10 protein-coding genes and 1 pseudogene are annotated in these 17,678 nt (G+C 44.3%); 7 read left to right on the forward strand and 4 right to left on the reverse strand.

Translation table 11 applies throughout. The features are described 5' to 3' along the window. Positions 1-592: 592 nt before the first annotated feature. Positions 593-1,168, forward strand: coding sequence for a Uma2 family endonuclease (locus F6K64_RS24790; protein ID WP_287266610.1), 576 nt, complete (start codon positions 593-595; stop codon positions 1,166-1,168). Positions 1,169-1,422: 254 nt separating this feature from the next. Here F6K64_RS24790 and F6K64_RS24795 read toward each other — a convergent pair whose 3' ends face one another. Continuing rightward, positions 1,423-2,133: a calcium-binding protein gene (locus tag F6K64_RS24795; RefSeq protein ID WP_008188803.1), complete on the reverse strand. Its 711-nt coding sequence runs from the start codon at positions 2,131-2,133 to the stop codon at positions 1,423-1,425. A gap of 67 nt (positions 2,134-2,200) precedes the next feature. Between F6K64_RS24795 and F6K64_RS24800 the strand changes: the two genes are divergently transcribed. After that, complete coding sequence (locus F6K64_RS24800; RefSeq protein ID WP_008188802.1) at positions 2,201-2,350, forward strand: hypothetical protein; 150 nt, start codon at positions 2,201-2,203, stop codon at positions 2,348-2,350. Between the two features lie 153 nt (positions 2,351-2,503). Here the strand turns inward: F6K64_RS24800 and F6K64_RS24805 are convergent. Then, positions 2,504-2,641 (reverse strand): annotated as a pseudogene (locus F6K64_RS24805) (IS1 family transposase); the annotation flags it as partial. A gap of 1,482 nt (positions 2,642-4,123) precedes the next feature. Between F6K64_RS24805 and F6K64_RS24810 the strand changes: the two are divergent. Next, positions 4,124-6,520 (forward strand): peroxidase family protein, encoded by a 2,397-nt coding sequence (locus F6K64_RS24810; RefSeq protein ID WP_287266612.1) that lies wholly within the window; start codon positions 4,124-4,126, stop codon positions 6,518-6,520. A 231-nt stretch (positions 6,521-6,751) separates the two neighbouring features. Here F6K64_RS24810 and F6K64_RS24815 read toward each other — a convergent pair whose 3' ends face one another. Together F6K64_RS24815 and F6K64_RS24820 are read right to left on the reverse strand one after the other, a co-directional pair. Then, positions 6,752-7,660: a helix-turn-helix domain-containing protein gene (locus F6K64_RS24815; RefSeq protein WP_008188798.1), complete on the reverse strand. Its 909-nt coding sequence runs from the start codon at positions 7,658-7,660 to the stop codon at positions 6,752-6,754. Positions 7,661-8,379: 719 nt separating this feature from the next. Further along, complete coding sequence (locus F6K64_RS24820) at positions 8,380-8,520, reverse strand: hypothetical protein (protein ID WP_287250603.1); 141 nt, start codon at positions 8,518-8,520, stop codon at positions 8,380-8,382. A gap of 367 nt (positions 8,521-8,887) precedes the next feature. Here F6K64_RS24820 and F6K64_RS24825 point away from each other — a divergent pair, with 367 nt between their 5' ends. From F6K64_RS24825 to F6K64_RS24840, 4 genes are all read left to right on the forward strand, one after another. After that, the gene (locus tag F6K64_RS24825) at positions 8,888-9,073 is read left to right on the forward strand and encodes a hypothetical protein (RefSeq protein WP_287250605.1); all 186 of its coding nucleotides are present in this window, start codon (positions 8,888-8,890) and stop codon (positions 9,071-9,073) included. A 435-nt stretch (positions 9,074-9,508) separates the two neighbouring features. Continuing rightward, the gene (locus tag F6K64_RS24830) at positions 9,509-13,117 is read left to right on the forward strand and encodes a LamG-like jellyroll fold domain-containing protein (protein WP_287266615.1); all 3,609 of its coding nucleotides are present in this window, start codon (positions 9,509-9,511) and stop codon (positions 13,115-13,117) included. A gap of 11 nt (positions 13,118-13,128) precedes the next feature. Further along, on the forward strand, positions 13,129-16,947 hold the full coding sequence (locus tag F6K64_RS24835; RefSeq protein WP_287266616.1) for a hypothetical protein: 3,819 nt from the start codon (positions 13,129-13,131) through the stop codon (positions 16,945-16,947). Between the two features lie 47 nt (positions 16,948-16,994). Then, complete coding sequence (locus F6K64_RS24840; RefSeq protein WP_287266617.1) at positions 16,995-17,537, forward strand: hypothetical protein; 543 nt, start codon at positions 16,995-16,997, stop codon at positions 17,535-17,537. Positions 17,538-17,678 lie beyond the last annotated feature (141 nt).

Raw genomic sequence — 17,678 nt, forward strand, 5'->3', positions numbered from 1 at the left:
AACTAGTTTTTTTTACGATATTGTTGGAATTATTTGGTGCATCTCATATTTGTAAAAAAGTTGCGTAGGGTGTGTTAGGGGGGCCTCATTTTCGTCCTCGTAGCCAGGCTTTGGATAGCCAGCCCCGTAACGCACCACCGTGTCAAACAGCTTTTAGGAGATGCACCCGAATAATTTGCTCCTAAAAGAGAGATATTGCACCAGTAAAAAAAACTTAATAACGGCAGTAATAACAATCAATTTTAGTACTAAAATAGTCAAATATTATCACTGTTCCCTGTTTACTAGCTTGACAGGTAAATTTTAAACTTGGTGCAAGATCTAAGTAAAATGAGGGTGAGCCCCTGAGTGGTGCGTTACGGGACCGGCTGTCCCAACCAGGGACGAACAGGCGTAAAATGAGAGTGAGCCCCTGAGTGGTGCGTTACGGGACGGGCTGTACCAACCAGGGACGAACAGGCGTAAAATGAGAGTGAGCCCGTCCCTAACGCACCCTACGCCACTATTGCTAGCATGCCTATTGCCTCTTGCCTCCCTCTTACCTGTTCCCTTTTCCCTATTCCCTGTTCCCTATTTCCTGTGCCCTTTGCTCATGACACAATCAATCTTGAGGATGCCAGAAAATGCCAGACTAACATCCCAACAGTTTTACGACCTTTGTTGTGCTAATCCCGACTGGAAACTAGAGCGAACCGTAGAAGGAGATTTGGTAATTATCGCTCCAACTGGTGGAGAGACAGGAGCAAGAAATGCTAATCTTCTGATTCGTTTGGGAATCTGGAATGAACAATCTCAACTAGGAATAGTGTTTGATTCATCTACAGGATTTCATTTACCTAACGGCGCTGAGCGTTCACCGGATGTAGCGTGGGTTAAGCGGGAAAGATGGGAGGCTCTAACACTGGCACAACGGGAAAAATTTCCACCCATAGCACCAGATTTTGTAATCGAATTAATGTCTCCCACCGACAACCTGAAACCAGGCCAACTAAAAATGCAGGAATACTTAGATAATGGGGTAAAATTGGGTTGGTTATTCAACCGATTAGCCAAGCAAGTGGAGATTTATCAGTGTGGGAAACCTAAAGTAGTATTAGAGCAGCCTAATAAATTATTAGGAGAACCAATTTTGCCTAGTTTTGTTCTAACACTTGATGGTTTTTGGTAAGAAATTGCTATATAAGCTGTCGCTCATTTAAACGACCTTGTCTTGACGCAGTTGCTCATGGGGGTTTCCCCCATGAGCAACTGCATCGCTTGATTAAATCAGGAAAAAAAACCTGAAACTCTTTTACCTTCTGCCTTCTGCCTTCTGCCTTCTGCCTTGCTGTTGTGCAATTTAAATGCAAAACAGCTTATGGCGAGGGGGCATTGTAATTTCCTGGGAATTAACAGGACTGACGCCATTGACAAGTGCTTCTGTTAAGCTATGAAATCAGCTGCTGTAATATCTCCTTGGCTCACATTTAACAGTGAGCCAATACCAAAACCTGTAATGTTATCTACAATTATTAAACTGTTTGGCAGACCACTTAGTATGAACCCCAGATCATTGAACGTCCGATTTGATACTTGTATGCGATCAATTCCGTCTTCAAAGTCTGTAATCGTGGTAAATCCCTCTGTTGATAAGACAAATTGATCAGCACCGCTACCGCCAATCAAGTCGTTAAAACCGCCATCACCAATAAGCTGGTCATTACCATCTTGTCCCTGCAAAGTGTCGTTACCAGATCCTCCCCATAAAGTGTCGTTACCATCTTCCCCCCACAAAGTGTCGTTACCAGAACCACCAATTAATTGGTCTGAACCATTACCACCAATGAGCTGGTCATTACCATTTTCCCCCCACAACGTGTCGTTACCATCTTCCCCCCACAAAGTGTCGTTACCAGAACCACCCATTAATTGGTCATTACCATTTTCCCCCCACAAAGTGTCGTTACCATCTTCCCCCCACAAAGTGTCGTTACCAAAACCACCAATTAATTGGTCTGAACCATTACCACCAATGAGCTGGTCATTACCATCTTGCCCCCACAAAGTGTCGTTACCATCATAACCCCACATCATATCGTTATTTGCAGTACCAATTAATGAGTTATCTCCGTTGTTTCCTTGAATAGTCGCCATATCAGTTGCTCCTTTTTTCTCAAAGCTTGTTACTTCTATCTACTTCTATGTCCAAGCAATCAGACTTATGCAACTGATTTACAAACTTATGCAACTGATTTACAAAACTTGGCTCTTCCGTACTTGTTATGCTAAATTAACACTTTGCCAAAGGGAGCAGGGAGCAGGGAGCAGGGAGCAGGAGGAAGAGGCATTATTCAGAAAAATTGATGGTTAAATAGCCTCATAACCCTTACACAGTAATATTTTCGGAGATTTTTAACTGTAAATTTAGCATAGTAGGTACTGAAGAACCCAAAACTTTACAAGAGTTCATGGAAATATAGGGCGCGTTTGACACTCGCCACCGCGTTGCTTAATAATGGAATGATTAACCAAAAATGGGGATTTTATGAAACTTTAAATAATAAATAAGAAGCCTAATTGATAACTTCAACATCTCTTCAGATTTAGAGTAGCATAGAGAAATTCGATGTAGTCTGGCTAAATAATGTCTCAATTGTGATGACCATATTTATGAGTTTTGTGGCTATGACAATTAGGGCATTGCATGGTTTGATTTTTATTAAACCATTCCTTAGGTGAGCAACGCCCTACAAGTGACGTTATCTCCTCTCCCGTTGTGTCTAATCTGATCTCCGGATAGTTACTCTGATTAAAAATCCGCGTTGCTGAATCTTCGAATGAATAGAAGTAGAGTGGGCATCCTGCCCGCCCGAAAATAAGCATGAAACTGGCAAGATGCCAGTTTCATGCAAGATGCCCATTCCACGGCAAGATGCCCGTTCCACGGGTCGCACCTGTAGAAACACCAAAGTTCATTTGGCTAGCTCCCATATTTTGTAAATCGATCACTCAACTAACGAGATAATAGGGGTTTCAGTATTGGAGTTTAGTGTTTTTGCACCACTGAGATGCACCGAAAACCAGTCTGACCTATTCGGCCAAGTTAAACAAGTGACCTTAGTCAACTTAAGCCGTCAAGTTCAGTCATCCCTTGAGTTAGGATTTTTGTAAATTTTATTGAAGCCTTCTCTTTATCTTTTTTTAAGTTTATCTAAGTAAAAAGGTAATCATACCACATCCGCTGGTAATAAGTAAAATGTATTGGATCCAAGGCAGAAGGCAGAAGGCAGAAGGTAAGCATTCAGCTATCAGCCCTCAGCTGTCAGCTAATCAACGGGAGGTAGTAAACAAGCTGACGGGCTGGTAAGGCTAGTTGAAAATCCCTGGTCGTTGTACTGATCCGAGTCCGTCCAGTTAAAGCGCCTGCTAGCACTTCAAGTAGCGTGCGCGTAGCGCATAAGCTGATAGCTGATAGCTGACGGCTGAATGCTTACGGCAGAAGGCAGAAGAGTTTCAATTTTTTTTAGTTAATCAAAGGTCGTTGAAATGGGCGAAAAATTATCATAAACATTACACCTAAAAAGCTGATTATTTTGAGACTTATATAGCGGTTATCATATTCATGAAGTACACAGGATTTTTCCCCTGTTACCTGCTCCCTGCTCCCTACTCCCTGTTCCCTGCTCCCTAATCCCGGCTCCTATAAGGTAAAGGTATAAAATTTAAAAGTATCAAATACATCTCATCAGAGAATTAAAGATTTGATATAGAGCAGACAAAAGTATTTACAATCCTCTGATTGCAAATTAAATTGGGTTCGAATAAAACCTGTTAAAAAGCTCCAGTTTATGGCTAAAACTATCTTAAATAAAAAAAAAATCCAATAATTTAGCAATTATAAAATCTATCGTCTAAACTTTCAGGAGCTCTAAAAGTAACAGGCTCTTTATTCGTGACGTTTGTAAGCTAAGCACAGTCAACCCTAGAGGTCAACCATAAAACTACCTAAAAACAGCAATATTTTCAGGTCAATATTATGGTGTCAGCTGTAAAAAAAAAACCTAATTTAACTTAACCTCTAGGATTTTTTCCTGATGGTTGGGAACTCTTATAGATAAGCCTTAGGTTTATTTAACCATTTGTTATGACAAATCTCAACAGTGTTCTTCAACGAGACCCATTTGCCGACAGCACATTAGTTGTAAACGATGAAGGGATTACCATTCGCCTGATCGACGGCAGTAGGAATAATTTAGACCAAGTCTCTTTGGGTATCCCTAATACCCCGTTGCTGCGTTTGTCTCCAATTGAGTATGAAGACGGAATCCAGTCACCGGCGGGTATCGCATTTGATGCAGAAGGCAATGCTCTGATCGGTATAGATGGCAATACCGTTACGCGCCAACCCATTCCGATATTTACCCAAGCCGAAGCAGACCGATTAAATGGATTGGGATTGAATGTCATATCCAATACAGAGGGCTTAAGCAATGTATCTGATGCGCCCTTTGTGTTGCTTAACCCACCAGATCGCCCTAGTACCCGAGTGATCAGTAATGCCACCTCTAACCTAGAGGAAGGAGAGTCTGATCCCAATGGTAATGGCTTAAGCGCTTTCATTTGGGCTTTTGGTCAGTTCGTCAACCACGACACTGATTTAGCAGCAAATGGGTCAAAAGAAGAGAACCAGAACCGGTTAGAATTGCTCAATTTCCCCATTGACATTCCAGCCGATGACCCGAATTTTCCACCAAACACTCCTCCCACTCAAGAAATTTCTACACAGGCAGATGGTGGCTTGGAGTTTGACTTTGAACGGGATGCGTTTTTCAGCGGTACTGGGGAGTCTGGGAGCCCAGGAAAAGCCATTAATACTGTTACCTCTTGGCTTGATCTTTCTGTAGTTTATGGGTCTACTGAAGAAGAATATCAAGCAATTCGTGCTTTTTCAGAAGGTCAGCTCAACGTCTTCTCGGATGAAACAGTTGCCACTAATGACGACTTGTTACCCCTTAACATCACAGGTGCTGATGGAGAACTAATCAGTGGTAAAGGCGCTTTTATGGATGTGGGTTTTCTAGCGGGGGATACACGGGTTAACGAGAACGATAGTTTGGCATCCCAGCATACCCTCTGGATGCGTAATCATAACCGCCTTGCCCAAGAACTTTCTAGGTTTCATCCTGACTGGACAGATGAGCAGATATATCAACGCTCTCGCCAGATTAATATTGCCCAATATCAAACTATTGTCCTGTACGAGTGGCTCCCCCTGATGGTGGGTGATGTGATCACTGACTACAGCAGCTATAACTCTGATCAAACCCCAGAAATCACTAGTGAATTCGCCGCTGCTGGTCTTCGTGTTGGTCATACCCAAACTAATAACCGTATAGACACTATTGATGCTGATGGTAATCTCACCAGTTTGCAATTATTAAGAACATTTGGTTCACCCAATATTAATGATAGTAGCGATATAGATAATATCTTGCGCGGTGCGAGTCAAACAATTACTGAAGATGTTGATACTGATATAGTTTTTGACCTGCGCAACGCTTTAGTACCAGGAGCGATCGGATTTGACCTTTACTCTGCTAATCAGCAACGGGGACGGGATCATGGCTTGGCTGACTATAACCAAGTGCGAGCAAGTCTCGGTCTACCACGGGTAACGACTTTTGCGGAAATTACTTCAAATGCAGAGTTGGCAAATACTCTCGAAAACCTCTACCAGACTGTGGAAGATATCGACTTATTGATTGGGCTGTTTGCAGAAGATCCTGTTGCTCCATCGAGTGCGGGAGAAACTATTCAAGCAATGCTATGGGAGCAATACGAGCGGATACGGGATTCTGACCGCTTCTGGTTCGAGAGACCGATTGAGGATGGCGGTTTCTTTACCCAAGAGGAAATTGCAGCCATAAAGGAAGTGACGTTTGCTGACATTATCAAGCTCAACACCGAAATTACTACAATTCCAGACAATGCCTTCGTAATCAGCTCCGATAACAATCCCTCATCTGATGGACTGCTAGATTTAACCGGCTTGTCGGGACAAGCTACAGCAACTGTGACTAGAGAGGCGGACTATGACAATTTAATTGGCTTTTATGTAATTGCTGATCAACAAGGAACGATAATTGATTCGATCACGGGTCAATCTCTTACTCCTGGCCAAGAGGGTTATGCAGAAGCTGCCATTGATGCCAGCGTGGTTGATTTCAAGGTAGACGAAAACTTGACCACGGTGAATTTTGATGTTACACTTCCTGGAGGCTCTATCTTAGCTCCCTACTTAGTTACAGATGGGGAATTGGATGATGTTCAAAATGGTGATGCTGACATATTCTTTGCTTTCACAGCTGCTAACAGTGATGGCATGAGCCACATCCTTGAACTTGGAAATGGGAGTGACAACACATTCACATTCGCTTTTGAAGATTTAAGTGGTAATGATAGTGAAGAAAGCGATGCTCTAACAGAGCCGCTAAGCGATCGCGACTTTAACGATCTAGTGATTGATATTACCATTTTATAATGGTTCATCAATCGGTAATGATATGAAAAAAAAATCCCAATTCCAGTAGGGTGGGCAAAGTAATCTAATCGTGAATACTCAAAATAACCAAAGGGTTTTTGCCCACCCGACAAGCTACTGAATGATTAGAAAAAAAATCCCAATTCCAGTAGGGTGGGCAAAGTAATCTAATCATGAATACTCATTTAAACCAAACTGTTTTTGCCCACCCTACAAGCTACTGCCACTGATCTACTGAGCAGCTAAGCTAAAACTCCTCTGTACCACAGCACCACGTTTCCCGAGGGATTTTGCTTGCTGTTGATCCACAGTGTACAAGACACCTCCGGCATTCCCTGACCTCACAGTCAGTTTTTGTTTAGCAATCCAGGTTTTCTGATATCCCTTGGGTAAGGTTTCTTCCAACTCGATTTTGCCATCAACTACCACTCGTACCCAAGATTGCTCTGTAATACTCAAGCTTACTTTAATTAATGGATTAGATGGGGAAGGTTTAGGTTTGGGGGGTGGTTTAGGTTCGGGTTTAGGGGCTGGTGCTGGTTGTTCTGGTTTATCTGGGGTTGTCTGCTCCTGAGCAACGGATGAGTTTTCGATCTGTCGATTAGTGAGATAGGTGAACACGGTGTTGAGTAGATAAATTAGTCCACCAGCAACACTGATCAAGCTTACTATTATGATGTAAGGATAATAGGGTTGTAAGCTTTTGGCTACAGTCTTGACAGTCTTGCTTTTGGCTACAATCCTAGGAATCTTTTGAGCAGAGGTTAGAGTCTGAGATTTCTGTTGTGAGGGGGTACCTGTATACAAGACTAACTGACCAGGCTCGCTTTCCTCGGTTTTCTCGGTTTCCTCGGTTTCCTCGGTTTTCAAGGATAATCCAGAATTAACTGGAAACGTTTTGGCTATCCCTGGACCATCTAGACCGAGAAACTCTGCATAGCGACGAATGAAGCCTTGAATGTAAACTGGCTCGGGCAAGGGCTCGGATTGCCCTGCTTCAAGGGCTTGCAATATATGCAATCGAATAAAGGTTGTGTCAGCGACTTCCTCAATAGGTATAGATTTCTCCTGCCTGAGTTGGCTGAGATAAGTCCCTATTTTCTGGAGTTGCTCCTCTTGCTCTAGACTTAAGTGGCTCACCAAATCTCTCCACCCATTAATCCACGTTAACAATTTTTATACATAAACACCGGATAGTAACATCCCTTGGGGATCTCACCATAAAAATTATTAAAAATTAACAAAGATTAACAATATCGCCAATTTACTGATGAAATAGGAAAACTCTCTCATTTTAGGGTATGGTTTCGATTGGCATCCTCCCCCGGGGGGAACAATCCTCGTGCCGGGGGATTCCCACGTCACTGTGAGTCTTTCCCTTTCGTCGAGTTGGCTGATCTAATTGTAAGCATTCAGCCGTTGGCCATTCCCATAGCATGGCCATTCCCGTACCGTGGCCAAAGCCCAAGGCCAACGGCTGACAGCTGACGACTGAATGCACCTCAAGTAGCGTGCGCCTAGGGCATATGCTTACGAATTATCAGCTAATCTTTGGCAATAATTTCGGCGTTGCTGATTCTGGGTATGGTTTCGCCCCCCTAGGGCATGTTTTCAAAGTTTTCCGCAAGATTATGATCCCCCCCAGCCCCCCGCGCGGAAGGGGGGAGCGATACTCAAAGTCCCCCTTTTTTAAGGGGGATTTAGGGGGATCTCCGAGTTTGAAGACACGCCCTAGCCCCCCAAGCGAGGGATTGCTCGCTTGGGGGGAACAAAACTTTCTTGCGTCCCCCAAGCGAGGGATTGCTCGCTTGGGGGATTTAGGGGGCTTTAACAAAACCATATGATCGCGCATTCATTCCTTAATTCAGCAACGCCATAATTTCAGGCATCATTTCGTTTTTTTTCTTTACCGTATATCCATGCTTTAATAATGCTTTTATATAGCAAAGGGAACAGCGGATCTGGGAGTAGGGAGTAGGGAGTAGGGAATATCGCATCAAAATTATCTCAATTCCTACACGGATTGCTATAGGCCAATATTATTATAGGTAAACTTCATTAAATTTTCTGCAATTATCTGCAGTATCCTGAATTTTTATTTCCTAGATCAACATCAAAGTTTTATCGCTTTACTCTACTGATAAAAGTGTAGCAAATAAAAGACATGTTGGAAAATGGAACTTTTCACGGTGTTTTTAACCGCCGAGTCGTTTTTGATTCCCCGACTAAAGTAAGGATTAAGGGTGTGGGGTATTGACAAAAGCGAAACAAAGGTATAGGATTGCAATCGTGACCAAATAAAAGCCGATCGAACTAGATCCAGAAAGATTCAACCAGTTGCCGAAGGAGGAAGTGGTAGAAATGCTCATGACTGCAGCCAAGGCTATAGCTCAGCAGCAAGGAACAAGAGAAGAACTGAAACAAGAAATAGAGAAACTGCCTGTAAGTAGCAGAGTTAGATCGCAAAATCTCATCAAAACCGCCATCAAAAGACCTACTCAAAAAACCGGAAACTCAGAAATAAGAAAAACAAGATACAGGATAAAAACCTAAACGTCAACTAGGCAGACAGTAAAGACATCAAGGAAAAACCTGGAGTGGCTCTCGGTATCGGGAATATATTCAGGATACTGCTAATTTATCTACTAGTAATTTATTAAGTAAGTTTAGTAAATATTAAGTTTAGTAAAAAAAAAGCTCTGCTTAGGGGTAGTCTGTGATAGATTTTGTTGAGCAAGCTCAACCGGCTCAACTTGATAAAACTGCACTTGCTCCTGGTTTTATTCCATAACCAACGTTGCTGAATCCTTAGAGGTTGTCTGAGAAGTCTCATTTGCTACATCCAAGCCCCCTAAATCCCCCAATTTTGGGGGACTTTTAGAAGCAAATTGACTCTTGTTCCCCCCAAAGTTGGGGGGCTAGGGGGGCAAAATTCAGTATCAAAAAACTTGGGAGATATCCTCTTAGATAGAATTCAAAGGAGTTTTTATGCTCGCAGACGGATTTATAACATTATTGAGTCTAGGTTCTGAGTACTACTTTAAATACGAGATTGATGCTCAGACTGGTTTCCAGATTTATTGGATTACAATTCCTGAAGGACTCGATAAGGAACGCTATAGCAAACAAACAATATCCGAGTTTCTAGCAGAATCATCAGTTGCACAAATTCTCAAACCTGGAGAAACCATTGATAAGAGCCTTTATCAAGGTAGCCTAATTTTACCGGGATTACCCGCCTCACCTTTCGATGCATTTTATAATATTGAACTCACCTACGACAGCGATTCATTTACCTTAGGAGTTCAATCTACTGACTCTTTTGGATTTAGTCCCGAAGGCTCAACCCATTTCAAAGATTTAAATCTGAGTTTTACCCAGCAACTTAATTCGGAAACCGCCACTGTCAGTGGAACAGTGACGGCGGTTTTCTCTGGTCAAGATATCGTTCTTGAGGCAGGGGTGAGCGATGGCTCTGAACTAATTTTTAATTACAATCCCAATAATCCTCAGGAAATCCCAATTCAACCCTGGGGCAATTTAGAGTTGACGACTTTTACCGTGCAACCTGGGCCAAATCCTCTTCAACCCCAGGTGCTCTATTGGTTTGGAGAAAAGTCGGGAGAATGGGTTTATGATTGCTCCTTGAGGAATAGCGAAGATGCACCCGCCATCGACTTACGGATTCAAACGGAGCCAGAAACAGTGGAGTGGGGATTAGGGTCTATCGCTGTTAAAGATGGCTTGATCGAGAGTGAAAATGCCACCCTAGAAGCGGCAAACCTAAGTTCTGCTAGCAAACTGATCAAGGCATTCCAAGAGACCAACGAAATCACTATTGCAACCTGGATTAAGCCTAGCCAAACGGGTCAAAAATACCCAGCTATAGTCCTTACTCTATCCGAAGATCCTGAAAATCCCTATGTGACTCTGGCTCAAGGGGATTCAGAATGGCTAAAGGGTTATGGAAATCGGTGGTCGGGGGATTGGTACCATCAAGACGAGTATAGTGTGCTATTGCGCACCAACACTAATGATAGAAACCGATATTGGCAAATCCTGACCACAAGTCCCGACACAGTAACAACCGAGGAGCTAACCTATGTTGTCTATACCTTTTCACAGAATAACTTGGGGGATGAGAGTGATAATGCCAAGGTGTATCTCAATGGAACGCTAGACAATTCAAAATGGATTAATAGCGATGATCAGGAGCGTCATTTTTGGAGAAATAGGCATCAGCAGAGTAATCGTTCGAGAAATAGGAATCAGAGGGGTAATCGTTGGGAAAATCGAGATGATGAGGATTCTCCTTGGAAAAATCGGGATGATCAGGAGGATTCTCCTTGGAAAGATAGGGGTGATAAGGAACTTAAGCCTTGGACAAATCACCCTGCTGTTAAGTTAGCGTTAGCAAATGACGTTTTATTTCTCGATCGCAGGGGCAACTCCCCAAGGAATCAAGATTTCCCTTGGGAAGGGGAACTCTACGAGGTGGCAATTTATGACTCCGCCCTGACACCAGAGGCGATTTACCAGCGCTACTACCCCACCATTGAAATTTTGGGCAACCTGACGCTGACTAATATGCCCAGTCCCTTGGACCAACCCCTAACGGCTGAACTGACTTTGGAGGGTATGCCGGATGTAGAGCACTATTCAGAGTCTAAGCTCAATCTTAAGGTTGACACCTCTGAAATCCGGGAAGTTACTCCTGAGTTTGACTTCACCAAGATTGCCCTGGAATGGCAATCAGAACCTGGAACCTCCCCAAGCTGGTACTTTAAGTGGGGACAAGTGGATAGCACATTATGGAAAACGTCAATTCCCTTTACGGCAGTTCAAGGGGATGCGCCGGGTAAACTTGCCCTCAATTCACCGGAATTAGACCTTCAAATCGGATTAGGACAAATTAATACCCTAGAGGGGTTGTCTCTATTCCTGAAACCAGATAGCACGGGTGAGATATGGCAGATGTCTTCCATCACCTCTGTGTCTGAACTGGTACTCCCCCAATTAAGGGATTATCGCCCATTTGATTGGACGGTAGATTTCAAGCTACTCTTTGCTCGTCACGATCAACAACGGAGTCAATTTGACCCCCTCGGGATTGAAGATGGGAAAGTCGTTCTCAAGGGCAATTGGTTGGGAGAAAACCTTGTACTCCATGGCTGGTGGCGCAATGAGCAGTTTGTCCTGGAAGGGCAAAGAAATTTAAGTCTACCGTTTGAAGTTACCTTAGGTCCAATCTTTGAACCTGGTACCTCCCAAAAGATTATCGACCAGGTAGCGATCGCTTCCGTGATGAACGCCACTGTAATCCTGGAACTGACTGAGTTAGGCTTTTTGGCCAAAGTCTCTGGAACCTTTGATTGGACCGATCAAGCAGGAACGGTAAACACCTTTACAGTGCCGGAGTTTACCCTAGTCCGCCCACCGCTGACTCCCAATCACATCCTGGAAGCGATTTTGGAACGGTTAAACTCCCAAGTAGATGTGATCTTTGCGGAACAGTTTCGCCATCAAGCGGACTACTACTTTACGGTGGTGGAGGAAAAACCTGTTATTTATTTGGGGAATGGCAACGACCCTGCTACTATCACCCAAACCACAACATTGCCCCAGTTATTCAACACTGCTGGGGATTCCAATAACATTTCCAGCACGACAGGCATCTTTACCCTGACAGAAAATGCCGATCAAAGCTGCACCCTGACCATAACTCCTCCGGAAAGCAGTGACAATTGGCTAGATCAACTCAAGACCGATTACGACAACTTTATTGCTCAACTAGATACCAACAGTAATCTGATTTCTGGTACCCTCACTCTGGTCAAAACCCGGATTGCTGAACGGATGCCGTTGTTGGTTGAGGAAATTCTCTACTACTACTACGGCTTGGATACTGTTAATGGCTCAGTGGATTTGCAAGCTGGAATGCGGTTACGGGTCGATTACCAAAACTATCAATTCGTTCATCCAGCCCAATCTACGGCTAATTCAGGGTTTGTGGGCAGTGGCACGTCTTACTACAGCCTCAACAGTTATCGGGATAGCACTAACCTAATGATTAATTTTGATGGGTTTTTGTCCCAAATTCAGCCCTATGTCACCACAGATATTGCTACGGTAGGGGCTGGAAGTAGTCTGGATACCTTTAAAGTTGGCTATCAAAAACCCTACTTGCGGCTGGTTTATCCTAGTTTGGCAGCTCCCTCTGCAGGTTCCCTCGATCCCGGACAGGCTGCAACCATTATGGGAGCCGCAACAGTAACAGACCTGGATAAAAAGACAAACGTTGCTAGCTTTTATTTCCGAGGACGAGCAACAGTGATTCCAGAAATTACGGTGGTGCTACAGGAACAACCGGTATTTGTTCCGGTGGGAACGACTTTACGACAACTGATGGAGCAACGTGTCAGTATTCCGTCCGTATCCCTAGGAGAATCCCTACTGAACTCTACCGGAAAACCGAGGTTGAGCCGCCTTTTACACGAAGGGGTGTCTAACGAACCTAGCTATCGGTTTATCTACCTGGACGAAGATAGTCCAGTGCTTGATTTGCCTCTGGTCAAAGGCGATCGCATTGTCCTGTAGGGGGTGAACAGATGACTACCTTTACCCAATCAACAGCACAGGCGCTCTACTTTTTACCTGAATCCGTTAACCCTACCCTGCCCTATAGCATTGGGTTTTGGGTGAAGGGCGGATCGATAGAAGGTTCTCAAACCCTTTCCCTGGAAGAAACTTGGACAATAAAGCAGGGAGTATATCTATTTCTCAAAGCTGTGCCAGAGGGGAATGATGCCATAGACCTTTCGGTGTTGAGCGACCGCATTGGTGAATTTATGATTACACCTTCGGTACGCAATACCCGGTTTTTGTGGATTGATAACCCAGAGGAGTTAGTCTCTCGCTGGCGATTTCATGCCCTGACTCTTTCCCCAACAGATACTGTAGAGCGACTGACCTTTTTCAATTTCCGGAACTATGAATTAGCGATCGCTAGTGGTGTAATTTGTCAGTTGAACGCAACCAAAGACGGATTTGTGTTTGCCCTGGATCCGTCTCTACACAACCTCCCTAGCACTGAGACTGAATCACCGGAAACTGAATCACCGAAAAGTGACCCCTTTTATTTGTCCACAGGTTATGGTGCTTATCAACTCAAAGGCATTGAGGTCAATCAGGCAGGGGAAGCTATCGCATTACCCTTTAGCGGAGAGTTGGCCGGTTGCCTGGCCTTTGCCCTGACCTTGCAAAACCGGTCTCCTGGCACAGCCTCCTTTGAGGAACTGGCCTATCTGGATGTGACCCTGCGGATGTTTTTCAAATCCGCAAACTCCTTACTAGACGCCACTGACCCCTTGTCTGGTTTTGCAGGATTGAATAGCGACCAGGAATTCTTGATTTCTAGCCATCGATATCCGTTTCTGGGGGAAGATAGCGATGCTGCCTCCCATTATTCTGAGCAGGGGGATGGTAGCCAAAATCTGACCTTATATAGCGCCCTAGATCCACTGCAACCCTTGAATAGCGAACGCAGTTACTTTGCTTTTGTAGAGCCAGGAAACTCTACTATTTCGGATTTATCCTTGCCTTCTTGTTATCGCACTAATTTGGGATATTCCATTCATGTCACTCCCCATGGTCATGGGGACAGTCGGCTAATCTTTGCAGAGCGTCCAGGGCAGAATTCTAGCATTTTTGGTTCACCCTTGTATCTAGTCCCCCAAGGGAAATATACCCTCTCGGTTCCCAATTACGAGAGTACCCCCATCCCCAGTGGTCAGGAATTCTCGATACGAGATGAAGATAACTTCTTGTGTGGATTAGCGGGGATTGAATACATTCAACTGTCGAGTCAACAGGTTAATATTCTGCATCTGGAAGCTGGAAAACCGACCTTTGCGCCGGATTTCGTTCCGGAGCAAATTGTAGAAACCAATGAAGCTGGGCAGCGTCTAGAATCGGTAACAACCACAGCTTGGGGATATATTGACTATGACCAAGTAACGAATTTACCGGTCTATTTTTCCCAACCCAAGCAGTCCTTGCTGTATCAAGCATCAACGTTCCAGGATGAAAACCAAGACCCCACTGATGATCCCCTCACGTTTTTGGAGGTTCCCGTTACAGGACTGCCAAGGGGAGAATATTTACCCTTGTTTCCCTATGGTGGAGTAAGTGGAACCCTGGCTCACTATCAGCAAATGGAGGAACAAATCCTCAATCCCCAGCGGCGCAAACAAATTAAAATTGTTGCTGAAACGGACACCACTCAACTTACCGGTGACACTCAAGGAATACTAGGAGCCGGGACATCTAGTCCCCAAGCATTCAGTGCCTTGAGTAGATCAGCTACCCCTGACGCTCAGGCCATGACAGCTGCTGCTGCTAGCTCAACAACGGAAACCATCACCGGTACAACGTCCCTGGGATTGTTGGCAACTTATTCCTCTGATTATCAAACCCTCAATAGCCTATTACTGGCAAAGGATACCGACAATGAGGATGTGAGTTTGCAGGACTTAGAACGGGGTTCATCCCTCCGTTCAGCTTTCCAGTCCAGTCAGATGTTCCTGGTGATCACTGACCCGAGTTCCCTAAAAACCTTTGATACCAATGAACCTCCTCAAGTTATCAAAGAGCATTTTCAGAACAACCAACTAACTATTAAAGGGTGGACCTTTGATCTTAATCCAGACAATTGGCGACAGGGCACAGGGGATAGTGATACGGTCTTACTGTTTAAGTTCCTAGATAAGCCCCTGATTGATATTCTCAAGGATACCGCCCTGTGGGAACAACCGGAGGTATTTGTCGGGACGGCAACTGATGCCGAGGAACGGGTCAAAGAGATTAAAGCAGTGCGCGATCGCTTAGTGACATTCTTTGAAAATGCGATCGCAACCGCAGAGGACCCCAATGCTGCTGAAAAAGACCGGGATAATGCTGCCCCTCTAGCCCGGGTTGGCAGCAGCACCTTTTGGTCAGGGATGATCGCATTAAATGTCAAGCTGCCAGAGGGGACAGGACTGCCTCCAGACTTGAAAGCCCTAGAATGTGGCATACAAGACCAGGATAACTTCTACGCTCAGTATGTCGGGAGTAATGGCACCCCGATTTTGCCCCAAAATGGGCAATTGGTAGCGGAACAGTCTTCCCTGTTTGGATTGCTGGACTATCAAGACAACTCCGTGCCAGAAACCGGTCCCTTGGGCTATGCCTTCCAGGTGGCCAACTTACGGGTGCAGTTCCAAAATTCACAAATCACGGCATTTTCCAGTCAGGTCAATCTTACCCTAGATAAACTCTTTGACGAAGCTACCCAATTACTCAATAGTCGCTCAGGACGGAATATTGTCATTCTCCAGGGCTTTACGGAAGAACACGATGGGGTGATTACCTATAGCTTTAGCTTTAGCGGCGAGAACTATTTTGCCCTACCCGATAGTCATATTCTCAATAATGTTGACATCGTTAAGGCCACTTTTTCCACAGATCCCCCAGGTAATGATACTACACTCACCATTGGACGATTTACCCTCTGGGGCCGTCTCAATTTCCGTGACCTAGAGACCTTTGATGGATTATCCTTTGGGTCAGATACTTCCCTGTCCGATGAAGTTTTAACTGCCAGCAACCTGGTCAACCGCAGTGCCCGTGCCTTGGAAGACGATTATCAAGTAGGGATTGATACTCTCAATCAAGCATCAGCCGAGTTGCAGCAAAAACTGGATGAGCTAGCCAAGAACGAACAATTCCTGCAGTTTTCAAAGCTGAGTATTGTGATGAACTGCAAGCATACCAATGGTACCCAGGATATCACCTTTAGTGTGGATCCCAGCCAAATTGCCTTTGATTTGGCTCGCAGTAAAGCCCGCCCCCATAGTCTCTACAGCAAATTTCCCCTCAAGCTGACTAACTTCGTCTATCTCGACCCTGCTCAACCCGATAGCAAGCCTCAAGGGTATCTTACTGTGAAAACTCCCTTGGGCAGTGGTTCTATGCCCGACAGTGGCTTTGGTTTTAACTTCGAGTTTAATTTGGGTAGTCTGGGGGCATTGTCGGGATCAGCTCAGTTTGTGGTTAATCTGTTGATTATCTGGGAACCGAATCAGGATGGTTCCCAGGAGGGAGCAACAACCTTTGTGGGATTGAGGCTACCGGGAATTGGTGGGGATGTGCTCGGTTTTCCTCTCCAGAGTGTACTGAAGCTGTCCTTCAAGACGGTGGAATTACTGGTTGATTCCACTAACGCTTCTGGTACAGCTTACTTGTTGAAAATTAAGAAGGTTGCTCTTAAGTTTTTTGTCCTCTCATTTCCCCCCAATGGACAAACCGAAATTGTTATCTTTGGCAATCCTGATGCCACTGATAGTAATGATGCTGTTGGCTGGTATGCTGCCTATGCCAAAGGTTAAGGCTTTAAGCAATAGGTTTAATTTAAGTTAGATCAAAAGGAGATACGATGGCAGAGGAGAAAATCCCCAATTATGAACAGATTAACGATATTCCAACGTTTATGGAGGAAGTACAGACTACCTATAGCATTACTGAAGAATTGCCCATCACCTTATCTGAAAATCATCCATTATCTGATATGTGGGCAAAAACGATTACTGTTACGGAAGGGACATCACCGGATCCTTGTTATACGGCTACTGGATCAATTAATGATGAGTTCCCCTTCAATTTTGCCCAGGATTTTCCCTTTGATATTAAAGATTTCAGTTTTCTAAGCAACCAAGATGTTGCTCCTGAACTGGCAATGAAGTTGAAGATTGATGTCTTCCAACCTATCCCGGAACCTGAAGATAGAAGGGGGATTAAAGTTACCGTATTTTCGGTACCCCAATCGGATGATTATCCCAATGGTGTTATTGTTAAAAAAGGCTTAACCTTTGTGGACGAAAATGGCAATCCTGTGGCTGATGATAATCTATCGACCACAAAGATTCCAGAAGAATCAGTGGTGCCACCGGAAGCTGAAGTTAAGCTCGATCAACTATAGCCTTTGTATCTCGGTTGTAAACACACAAATTGCTGAAAAAGGCAAGAGGCAAGAGGCAAGAGGCAAGAGGCAAGATGGGAAAGATATCCGGAGTTTTATTGCCCAATAAAAAAAATACCTCTTAGGTTTACATATCATTTA

Origin of the sequence: Moorena sp. SIO3A2 (assembly GCF_010672265.1) — a bacterium.
Lineage (GTDB): Bacteria > Cyanobacteriota > Cyanobacteriia > Cyanobacteriales > Coleofasciculaceae > Moorena > Moorena producens.

Coding starts and splice junctions, on each gene's coding strand:
- F6K64_RS24790 (WP_287266610.1), top strand. CDS start 593: ATGACACAATCAATCTTGAGGATGCCAGAAAATGCCAGACTAACATCC.
- F6K64_RS24795 (WP_008188803.1), bottom strand. CDS start 2,133: ATGGCGACTATTCAAGGAAACAACGGAGATAACTCATTAATTGGTACT.
- F6K64_RS24800 (WP_008188802.1), top strand. CDS start 2,201: ATGCAACTGATTTACAAACTTATGCAACTGATTTACAAAACTTGGCTC.
- F6K64_RS24810 (WP_287266612.1), top strand. CDS start 4,124: ATGACAAATCTCAACAGTGTTCTTCAACGAGACCCATTTGCCGACAGC.
- F6K64_RS24825 (WP_287250605.1), top strand. CDS start 8,888: ATGACTGCAGCCAAGGCTATAGCTCAGCAGCAAGGAACAAGAGAAGAA.
- F6K64_RS24830 (WP_287266615.1), top strand. CDS start 9,509: ATGCTCGCAGACGGATTTATAACATTATTGAGTCTAGGTTCTGAGTAC.
- F6K64_RS24835 (WP_287266616.1), top strand. CDS start 13,129: ATGACTACCTTTACCCAATCAACAGCACAGGCGCTCTACTTTTTACCT.
- F6K64_RS24840 (WP_287266617.1), top strand. CDS start 16,995: ATGGCAGAGGAGAAAATCCCCAATTATGAACAGATTAACGATATTCCA.